The 10,701-nt window shown below is 66.6% G+C and carries 4 protein-coding genes and 1 pseudogene; 3 read left to right on the top strand and 2 right to left on the bottom strand.

What is annotated here, in order from left to right:
- Positions 1–1,277, bottom strand: a pseudogene (locus tag ACQI5H_RS22595) (hypothetical protein); the annotation flags it as partial.
- A gap of 31 nt (positions 1,278–1,308) precedes the next feature.
- Positions 1,309–1,605: a WXG100 family type VII secretion target gene (locus ACQI5H_RS22590; RefSeq protein WP_427081520.1), complete on the bottom strand. Its 297-nt coding sequence runs from the start codon at positions 1,603–1,605 to the stop codon at positions 1,309–1,311.
- A 1,431-nt stretch (positions 1,606–3,036) separates the two neighbouring features.
- On the opposite strand from ACQI5H_RS22590, the gene ACQI5H_RS22585 reads away from it, so the two are divergent.
- The 3 genes from ACQI5H_RS22585 (at position 3,037) to ACQI5H_RS22575 (ending at position 10,023) form a co-directional block, all read left to right on the top strand.
- A complete protein-coding gene (locus ACQI5H_RS22585; protein ID WP_427081519.1) occupies positions 3,037–3,519 on the top strand; it encodes a YbaB/EbfC family nucleoid-associated protein in 483 nt (160 codons plus the stop codon).
- A 4-nt stretch (positions 3,520–3,523) separates the two neighbouring features.
- Positions 3,524–4,921 (top strand): hypothetical protein, encoded by a 1,398-nt coding sequence (locus ACQI5H_RS22580; protein ID WP_427081518.1) that lies wholly within the window; start codon positions 3,524–3,526, stop codon positions 4,919–4,921.
- A 458-nt stretch (positions 4,922–5,379) separates the two neighbouring features.
- Positions 5,380–10,023: a glycosyltransferase gene (locus ACQI5H_RS22575; RefSeq protein ID WP_427081517.1), complete on the top strand. Its 4,644-nt coding sequence runs from the start codon at positions 5,380–5,382 to the stop codon at positions 10,021–10,023.
- Positions 10,024–10,701 lie beyond the last annotated feature (678 nt).

The raw sequence follows: 10,701 nt of genomic DNA, 5'->3' as shown, positions 1-10,701 counted from the left end.
GGACTGGCTGTGGCGGTGGGGGGCCCGGTGTGGGCCGTTTGCGAGCCTGTCGAGATATCGACTGTGCCCTCCTGAAGGTGTGAGCTAGCCGAGGCGTGTGTGGCAGGCGGCGGTTCGACGCCGGCGGCGGGGTGTGCGACAGGCATGTGTCCAGCGTCGGCTGTCGCCGGCGGCCTGGTGGCGGTCGCCTCCACCGGCCGCGCCCCGGGGTCGGCGGCAGCGGGCGAGGCAGCCGCTGGCGTGCCGGCGCTGTGCTCACCGGCGGCCTTGGCTGGCTCGGCGGTGGGGGCCGGCGCTGGGGCGGTGTGGGCCTGGGGGCCAGCATCATGGGTGGTCTCGGCCGGCGAGGTGAAGCCGTTTCCGTTGGGCTTGGTGTCTACGGCCGGTGCGCCCTTACCGCCGTTACCGCCCGTACCGCGGACGTCCCCGGCCGCCCCGACTACGCCCATCAAGGCCCCAGTCCGCAGGGTTTCGAGGGTGATTGGGTCGCCGGCAATGGCGGTGGCAAACGTATTGCCCCCGATCCCGGATAACACCTTGCTCGTCGCCCACGCGGCCACGCTAGCAGCCTTGGAGTCGTTGACAACACCGGCGACCCCCCACAACAACCCGCGTTCGACCGCCTCGGCTGGGCCCCCGAACTTGGCAAAAGACAGCCCAGTCTCCGTGATCAGTTGCCCATTGAGGCTCGTGCGTTCTCCCCTCGCGATCTGAACGCTCTGTAGCGCCAGCTGCTCGGCGCCGCCGAACAACACTCCCCGACAGGTGTTGGCCAGCAACTCGGTCAGGACGGTTGCGATACGCCGCCACAACGCTTCTTTGAGCGCGTTGATCGCTGCCGCCGTGCGCACCCGCGCGAGCGCCACTTCCACTAGCGATTCCCCGCCGGTGACAGCGGCCGAGGCTATCCCCCGGATTGTGGTCGCCAGCAGCCAACCCACCAGCAATAGTGAGGTCGACTGGTTGTCCTCCAGATCGGCCGCGTAATTGCGCAGCGCCGCCACCCCTGCCCGCACCGCCTCAGAATCGCCCTGCAGCGAATCCGGGCCGTCGAGTAACTTCGCTAACTGTTGGTCGTGGGCCTCGGCGGTGTCGCCGGCCAACACCGAGCGCAGCTGCGCCTTCAACTGCGCCAGTTCATCGGCGTGACCGTCCCAGGCCTGCGCCGAGGCCTCTATGTGATCAGCGAGGGCGAAAAGCGCGTCTGGGTCGCCATTAGGAATGGGAGCGCCGATATCGGCGGCGAGCCCATGCAAGGTGGCAATGTCGAAAACCATCGACGCGCCCTAGACCCGGATGCGCAAGCTGCTAGGCCTGATCGGCCAGCTCGAAAAACCCCGCGGCCGTCGCGAGACGATCCGCGTGGCGCTGGACCGTCTCGGCGCGTGCGGCCATCGCCTGCAACGACTGCTGCATGTGGGCCACTAAACCGTCCGGCCCGCCTGCGAACTGATCGCCGGTGGCATCGCTACCCCATGGTGCACCCGCGGCGGACACCTGCGCTCCCAGCCCCGACACGTGCCCTGTCATCCGAGCACTCAAACCCGCTAGGCCATCAGCAACCGCGCGCACCTCAGCGGGGTCGATACGAAATTGGTCTGCCATCGCCTTGTCTCCTTTGACGTGCGAATCCCGGCCCCAGCATCACCGTCGTCATCAAGACCGCCTACCGGAACGATCGGGCGTTATCTGCGCTTCATGATACAGAGTGTATCTTCGTATTGTGGCAGATCGTTCTGCGTATCCGCTAGTGGTCGTTGACGAGTGGCGGCCGCGCCTCCAACCCCGACTTCACAATCTGTGACGGACGTCCGTCTAATTAGGGCAAATCCACAACCACTGACCTCCCAGACCCCAGTAACCGCCAGTCGCGGCCGTGTGGTGTTGGAGGCCACGCCCCGGACCGACGCCCGTTCACCAACACCGATCTCGGTGATCACATGCGACGCCAATCAATCGGTTCTCTGTCACGGCGGGCATCTCTGTTGATTGATGTCGGTGTCCGACATCGCACGAGGACTGCGCTGTTCATGCGGAACTGATCGAGGGCCGCGCGCTTGCCCCGGATAGGCGAGATGGCGACTCGTGACGCGCTCAGTGCGTATCGCCGGCGGCTTCGCCTACCAACGGGGTCACAACCACCCCGTCGGGCAGGCCCAGAAGCCTTACCAGTTCCCGGGAAAGCAGGAGTTGGCTACAAGTCTCGATCCACGGCGCAGTGGGTGCCAGCATTGCAACCTCCCATTCGGTGGGCGTTCTCGCCTGATCTACGCAAATTGCCTTGAAGGGTATGGGGTTTGAATCGCGGCGCTAGTCGGCGTAGCGAGCCGGTTCGGCGCTGGCCGACCCGGCGCGCCCAGGCGGCTACGGCGGCAGTCAAACCCAAAGCCGCGCCGCGGGCGACCACTCCGGCAATCGTGCCCAAGCTTGTGGCATGTGGGGTGTGTGAGTCGGTCTCAAACTTCGGGTAGTACGTCCCGTCGGTGGCGGTAGCGAGGCGTGCGCCCTGGCTATTAGCCCGATTTGAACACGGGCGGAAGTGGGACTTCATGTTCAACTCCGTGGGCTGACTATCCGTGATACACCAAGTATCGCTTATTGTGGCAGACAGTTCTGTTCGCCGCCACGCCCGAGTCGACAGGTCCTGAAGAATTTGGCCAGGAAGCTGGGCGTCCAGCGTATGGCAGCAGAGTGATCACCGGACGTTGCATACCGCAGAGATGCGGCCACTCAAGCGGGCTATGGAGTACCGAGAGGGCGAATCGACTGCGCAGAGCCATATTTCGGTGAGGTCAGCGCGAGATACTCTGGGACTAAATCCATTAACACAGACGGCGCGGCTCAGATTCAATGAATCGCATCGTCTGGGACCGCTGGCAAAGCGATCAGCGGGTTTGTTTTGGCGAAGGCCTGACAGGTATTCGTCAGCAAGAGGTCGTCCGACCGCTCCTTGTCGCTCGAATTGACCCGCCAAACTGTGGCGATACACTATGTATCGCCACAGCAAGCGATACTCGTAGACGGCAGGTGAGGTAGATGAGTAACGACGCGGCCCGTGACCGGGTGACCGACGTGTTGGCGCGGTTGCAGGATCAGCTGACAGATATTGCGGCCCTGCAAAAGAAGCAGGCCGCGCTGAGACTCAACGCGCAGGCTGCCGATGGCACTGTCGAAGTCACCGTCGATGCCAGGGGCCAGCTGGTCAAAGCGGTCATCGACAAGTCGTACCTCGATGACCATGACTTCGAGGATCTTGGAGACCACATCACCGAGGCGGCGCGGGCAGCCGCCGAGGATGCCTCGCGGCGCGTCGCCGAGATGTTGGCGCCGATCAATGAGCGGCACAAGGAGTTCCCGTCGTTTTCCGACATCGTCGAGAACATCCCGGATCCCAAGGATTTGGTACCACCTGGGCTGGACGCCTTTGTCGAGGCGCCGCGGCGCCAGGAGCCCGCTGCGCCTTCGGGCGTTGGCTACGACGACCGCGGCGATGCCGATTTCCCCACAGTGAGGAGATGAGCCGATGGCCGCAGAATTCCGTGCCTCACCGGAGGAACTCCGTCGCGTCTCCCGCGACCTGCACGAGGTCAGCTCCGCGATGAAGACGGTGATGGCAACACTTCGGGCAGAGCTAGCCGCCGAGGGCCCTGTATGGGGTGACGGCGACATTGGACATCAATTCGCCGACGGCCCCGGTGGTTACCTGGCCCAAGTCGATTGGGTGAACGGGTCGGTTGACGCCAAGACCGCCCTGCTCGATTACTACTCGGACATGCTCAGGCAGGCGGCGGATTCGTTCCAACAGGCCGACGACAATGGAGCGGTGTCGGGCAGCCCTGCCGGCCAACATGGGGCCCCCGTTGGACAAGGCGCCGGGGGCCCGACGTCGGCCGGTGCGATCGGGGGCACCCCCGCCGCTGCCGCCACTCCGGCTCTCACCAATATGGTTGGGCAACCAGCTAATGCGGTCGCCTCACCGACCACGGCCACAGGGTCGGGGAGCCCGGCCGGCGGTATCGGCAGCGGAAGCACCGGTGGCGGCGGATCTTGGGGCGGACCCGGCAGTGGCGGTGCCGCGGGTCAAGGCGATGCGGCGGACGAGGATCCGGGCTCTGACGGCGTAACGGCGGACGCGTCGGCGGCCGACGGCCCTTCCGACGACGCTGCTAGCTTGGGTGCCGACGCGGGCGCCGCGGCGGCCGCGCCAGTTGATGCCGGCACATCGCAAGAGGCACTTGACCAATCGACTGCCTCGCCCGACACCGAACCGTTGAGCGACGCCGCGGGGCCGATAGGGTCGGATCCATCGGCGCCGCCGTACCTACCGCCGCCGGGCTTCCCGACGCCGCCGCAACGGCGGCGCGCCGGCGCGCCGGATGGCCCGGGCCCGGAGGATTCGGAGTCGGCGACCCCGGCAATGGATGGCGGCTCGGGGCTGGCGGAACCTTCCGCGGCTCAGGTCGACCCGGGCAAGCAGCGGCCCGGCACAGGTGTGGATCGTCCCGCAGAAGATGCCGCGGGCTCACCGCGTGCCGCGGGCCCACCGCGTTCGGCGGCGGCCGACGGGAACAGCGCCGGGCCCGAAGGCGCTGCGCGCGCTCGACGCCGCGGGCCCGAAAAAGCGCGGCGCAGCGGTGTCGTCGGCGATGAGCAGGCCGCCGACGGGATCGGCCTTGCCACAGGCCATTCCGACGACGTCGCGGGTTCCCACCCGGTCGGTGAGCAACAACCCCCGCATGAGCGGCCGCCCACCGTGTCACCCACCGACCACGACGAGAGCGGCGTTGACATCGGACGCGAGGGCGCGGCAGACGTCCGGCTCGGCGATACCGATGTCGCGGCCGACGGCGACGTCGATGACATCGCACCCGGCGCCACCGAGCCGCGGGTGTCCGCGCGCGAGGACTCGACTGACACCTGAGCGAGGCCCAGCCTAGATTCGATTGGAAGGCGAACACCTCGGGGACGATAACGAGGTGGACATGACGGCGCCTTTGGTGATTGTCGTGCACGCCAGCGACCTATCCAAATTGTCGCTATTGTCCTTGCGCAGCAACAGGTCTCGCACGTTATCTGTACCGTCGGAATAACCTCAGCGTCACCGCTGCAGGTCTGTCAGCGACGTGCCGAGTCACGTTGCCGGATGCGACGGGTGGTCGCATGAGAAGGGTGCATCACCCGCCGACGATGTGGCGCTGCTCACTGGGCCGGTGAGCCCGTGTAGCGGTCCAGACAATCAATCGAAATAGTTACGAAACAGGTGCGATGTAACTTTCGAACCAAACACTGTGGTTGCCTGTGGCGGATTTTGATCCCTGCGGTGGAGGTTAGCGCCCGCGGGTCTGGGGTTGGTGTGGTGGCTTGGGGTGGGGTGGGTTGATGGATATTCAGATGGATATTCAGATGCCCGCGGGTTTGCGGCCGTTGGCCTATTTGGCAGGCTCGGCGTGGCCGGCGGATGCCAGTGAGTCGGGGATGGATCGCATTGCTGCCGCGTGGTATCAGACGGCTGCTGGGTTTAGCGCATTGATACCAGAGTTGAAGCGGGTGTGTGCGGCGACCCAGAACGTTTTGGGTGGGCACACCGCCCAGGCCGCCCACAACCAGTTCGGCTTGTTGTTTGCAGGCGAGTTTGCGATGGACAAGCTGGTCGCGGCGCAGTGCGGGTTGGGGGATCTAGCCAGGCAGGACGCCACCGAGCTGCAGGCCCTCAAGCTGAACATCATCCTCACGTTGCTGGTTACGGCGGCGTTGATTGCCTGGGATGAGATCAACGCCCCGGCGACCGGAGGTTCGTCTCTGGCCGATATTCCGGTGGCCAAGCAGACGGCCGCCGAAGCGATTCGTGAGCTGGAGTCGCAGGTCGCCGACGGGTTGGAGGCCGCGCTGGCCGAGGCGTTGCCCAAGACGACGGTGTCGCGGCTAACGGCGCGGGGTGAGCAGGCGGGGGCAGCGGCGGTGTTGCAGCTGGGCAACAGTGCGGCGTCCGCGTTAGTCACCGGACTGGTTCAAGAGGGGGGCGTGGAGGGTATTCAGGGCGTTGAAGGCCGCGGCGGCTTCAATCTAGGGCGGATCTTTAAGACCGCGGAATTGATGGCCGTGGGTGCCGGGGTGGGTGGGCCGGTGGGCGGCCTGGTTGGTGAGGTCGCCGGTGATCTCCCGCATGTGGTCAATCGGGTGGTGGCCGGTGCGGCCGCGGCGGAGGCCAGCGTTGCGGTTCCCACCGTCGCCGACGGTGGGCCGGTGGACCCGGCGATTCTCGGCCTCGGGATCCTAGGAGCCGCGCACAGCGCGGTGGGCGGTGCTAACCATGGGGGGAGCCAAGGCCACGCTGAATCTGGTGGCCCACCGGCCGACACCACCCCACATCGCGCGGCCGGCTTCGACACGGCCCGCGGCGGTGAGTCGGCCTCCGGACAGGCCAGCACGGCACGCAATGGCACCGCTAGCGGGATGGATTCCACCACCAAAGGCGTCGTGCCAGCGGCTCAATCGGCGACCGCGCCAGGCACGCCCGCGGTCCCGGCGGGCCGTGATCGCGTCGGCGGCCCCCCGTCGAACACGTCGCCCAACCCTGGTGATCGCAGCACGCGATTGGCGGAGGGGTCCACCGCTGCCAGCGCGAACCGAACCGATGCGGCAGACCGTGAGGGGCGGTCGGCCACCGCACCCACGCCCGGCCCCGCGGCCGCCGGTGCCGATGGCATCCGGCCCGACGGCGCGCCGGTGGCTGAGCGGGGCCCGGCGGCGGACAACCTGCCGAGGGCGCTTGCCGCGGAGGTGCACGCCGACCACCTCCCCGCAGGCGCTCAGGCGGCGCACTCCCCAATCACTCGCCTCGAATCCAGCAACCGAGAAGGGATCCTGGATCCCTCGATCACCTCACCGCCGGCGGTCGACATCCAGCCCGTCACCGACACCGCCAACCCCACGCGGGCCGACCCGACCACCGATCAGCACGCCGCTCTTGCCGACTCTCCCACCGCAGGGGACTCCCCAACTGGGCCGCCCGCGACGCCCGCCGGCGGAACCTCCGACACCGTCGGCGACGGGGCACGCAACCGTCGCGGCGAACCAGGCGATTTTGGCGGCGACGGGAGCCATCGTGGTGGGGCCGGCGGAGGTGGTGGCGATGGTGGAACGCGGTCGGGTGAAGACGGCGGCGATGACTTCGCACGGGCACAGCGGACGCATTGCGCAGAGGACCCGACCGTCGGCCAGGCCGATGCCAGCAATGCCGACACCGTAGTGCGGTTCAGTGAGGTGCGACTGCCTGGGCAGCCTGAATTCGAAGCTCCTTGCGAGAGCGCGAATTACGAGTTCGAAAAGGAGCTCACCGACGCTGCGCGCGGCGCGATCGAGGCTGCCGGCGGCCGCGCCTTGAACAGCCGCGTCGGCCTGGTCGGTGGGGAGCATCCACGCGTTGTCATCGTCGACTGGGAGGGGTCGGATCATGACGCGGCGTTGACCACAACGCTGGATCAGTTCCCCGAGCTCGCCGCCGCGCTCACGGAGCGGGGCGCACACATTCAGTACCTGTCCGGCCGAGTCGACCCGCACGCCAAGATCCAGCTGTCCGAGATCGATTCGCCCGAAGTCCGCTCCGCCACGATCGAATCGGGGTGGTGGCAAGGAGCTGAGGTGATGTACTGGAGGGATTCAGAAGGGTACTGGTGCCCAGTGCCGCGTAATGTCCCGCTCGACCGAATCCCGCCCGCACACACAGGATCCGGGCTGACCGCGAGCCATCCGCTGCGCCAGCAGTATCACGGCGAAGACGATTGGAATATTCCGCGCTTTCGCCGGCGGCACAATCTGTCCGCCGCCGAGCTTGAGGCGACACGCGTGTTCGTCGGGCCCGACGGCCGGCTGTACCGCGCGGCAGACGGCACACCGTTCCACGTCGGCGATTCGGCGATGGCAATGTTCGTGATGGATCGCAGTGCCAATCTCTACGCCCTCGATCCCTTTAGCACCGAGATATTCGAGCGCCTGCACCATTCGTCGTTCTTCGCGGGGGCGCCTGTGGCCGCCGCGGGAGAGATCAGAGCGCTATACGGTCGGCTGTTGGTCATGGCAGACCGGAACGGTCACTACTGGGCAACCGCAAACGCCAATGACCTCGGTTTGCAACTGCTCTGCAATCGCGACGGTTTGGTCCTGGCGGACGGATTCCTGCGGTTTGACCATCACACTGTGGTCCGGGAATCGACGCTGACCGACGACCTCGATCTGGGCCGTCATCTGATAGACGGCACATCTTTGCCCGGGGTCAAACATCCGCGCGGGGGAGTCGATGAATCCGCCGCCGCCCGGGAAGACCACCAGCCCCACGACGCCAACACCACGACGCACCGACGAAACGACCCCGACCGCGGGCTCGACAACCCCGCAGCAAAACCGGGCAGCGATCACCCCAACAATCCGGAGTCCCAGCGGCAAAACCAGGCCGGTGAGGACCACCCAGCCCCCGACCACACCGGCAGCGATGTTCAAAAACCCCGCGATGAGGATCGCCCTGTCGGCGACTCGCAGCGGGTGGTTGACGGCGGCCCCAGCAAGGATGTTGGCGTCATCAAAGCCGGGCACGGCGACAGCGATCCGGGGCACGGCGAGCCGGAGTCGCGAAATGGTGGAGGCAACGGCAGCGACGGCCCTGACATGCCGGGCCCTGGCGCGGCCGGCGGCGATGACCTCGCGGGGGGTGACGCCTGGCCGCGCAGGATCTTGGTGTACTGCGACAGATGGGGTCGGAACAACGGCATGGAGACGTTGAACATGGACTTGTGTCGCGGGTGGGCAGACGCCGGGCGCGAGGTGTACGTCCGGGTGAGGCGGGAGGCGGAGGCAGCGGTACCGCCCGGCGTGACGGTGATCGGCCCACGGAACGGCAAACCCGCCGGCTTGGCGGACTTGCCCGAGTCGGTGGACCTGGTGATAGGGCACGGCCACGACGGCGGGATGGCCGCCGTGGCAGCCGTCGAGCACCGCTATCCCGACGCGAAAAGTATTCACCTGCTTCATCTATTGCCCATGGCGTGGTACACCCTTGCGAAGACCCCACATATCGGTAGGGCTCGGCTGGCCGCCGACATCTACATAGCCCGCCATGTCGATCTGGTGTCGGGCGTGGGAGAGGTGTTGACCGCGGAAGCGCTGGCGTCGTCATCGATGGGCGGGCGCGCATCGGTCCTCGAGTTGCCGCCCATGCTGACGATGGCCGAACAGCCGCCGCTGCCCTCGCCGGATGCGCCGGAGAGGGTGCTGTTGTTCGGCCGAACGGACGACCCGCTGAAGGGCGCCGAGGAGGCCGCACGAATCGTGTCGCAACGGCGCAGCCGCGGCCACGACACACGGCTGGTGACGGTTGGCGGCGACCCCCAGACACTCCGGCAAGCGCGTGGTCGCCTGGCTGCCTTGGTTGGCGAGCCGGACGCGGTCGAGGTGCTGCCGCGTACCTCGAATCCCGAAGAGTTGAAGGCGATTATCCGTTCGGCGACGCTGGTCATCATGCCTTCCCGGATCGAGTCATTCGGCCTGGTCGCCACCGAGGCAATCGAACACGGCGTGCCGGTGATGATGCCGTCGAGCAGCGGAGCCGGCCGGTTCCTCACCGGTCTGTCCGGGTATCGTGAGGCGGCCGAGCGGTTCAACCTCGTCGAGCAGCACTTCGGCGCACCACCATCCGTCGACGCCTGGATCGAGCGACTCGACGCCGTTCTAGACGATCTGCCCGCGGCGTGGGCCAACGCCCGGCAGCTGCAAGAGCGGCTCGCATCGTTCACCCCGCAACACAGCGCCGAGCACTTGGTCAACGCCGCGCGAAACGCCAGATCCGATCCGCCCTTGCAGGGCACCCCCGCACGCGCGCGGGTCAAGGCGATCGGCTGGGGGGTGTCGGTGTATCCCTATGGCGACGAAGCGGGCGACCACGACCTCATCCTGGCGGTGGCCGACGCTATGGAGACCGATCCCAAGGTCAAGGCAGCCATCGCCGGAATCGCTCCCGTCAACTTCGTGTAAGACGTCTACACCCACGCCACTCGCAGCGGCGGCACCGCGGTCGTTGACCTGGGCTAGGTAGGGACATGGCACTTCACATCATCGTTGTGGCAATGGACGCTTTCGCAGGGATGGGGAATTACGAAAACGCCTAGTGGGGAACTGTTTTCGCATCCCAACGTAGCCATGTCAGGGTATGGCGGCAGGCACGCACGCCGAACTTATCGTGATGTGGTGGTCTGCGTTGGTGAGGTGACGCTTTGCTGTGCGCCTCGAAACGCCGTCCCAACTAACGGGATTGCTCCTCGGTCGCGTCCAACGTGAACCGCAACGCCTGCGCACCTCCATGAGCGATGCCCGGCAAAAGTTTCGGGGCCGTCCCGTGCTATAGCGGCCGGCCTAGTTAGTGAAAATCAAGATCACATGCGGGACAATAGGACTCGACAACCGTGGCGGGATGGGCGCCCCTGTCGAGTCCAGCACATACCGATCGCCAATCCTGACCGCTCTCCACAAGGTTTCTCGTGGTGCTCGGCGGTCCACGCTGCCGGCACACGCGCGAGCAGCGTCTGGCCGAGGCACCACGTTGTGGCGCGCACAAGCGCGGTCTCGTGGGACGACAATGCTCACGAGGCGCCTGGCCCGTAAATGCCCGGCCAATGTGGGAGCCGCCACACGCTTGGTCAACGTGGCCGCGAG

The organism is Mycobacterium heidelbergense (assembly GCF_050205645.1).
Lineage (GTDB): Bacteria > Actinomycetota > Actinomycetes > Mycobacteriales > Mycobacteriaceae > Mycobacterium > Mycobacterium heidelbergense_A.
Note: the sequence above shows the minus strand (reverse complement) of the source record. Positions and strands in the feature narration are given on the sequence as shown.

Excerpts from the sequence above, each read along its gene's own strand:
- ACQI5H_RS22590 (WP_427081520.1), bottom strand. The coding sequence starts at position 1,605 with ATGGCAGACCAATTTCGTATCGACCCCGCTGAGGTGCGCGCGGTTGCT.
- ACQI5H_RS22585 (WP_427081519.1), top strand. The coding sequence starts at position 3,037 with ATGAGTAACGACGCGGCCCGTGACCGGGTGACCGACGTGTTGGCGCGG.
- ACQI5H_RS22580 (WP_427081518.1), top strand. The coding sequence starts at position 3,524 with ATGGCCGCAGAATTCCGTGCCTCACCGGAGGAACTCCGTCGCGTCTCC.
- ACQI5H_RS22575 (WP_427081517.1), top strand. The coding sequence starts at position 5,380 with ATGGATATTCAGATGGATATTCAGATGCCCGCGGGTTTGCGGCCGTTG.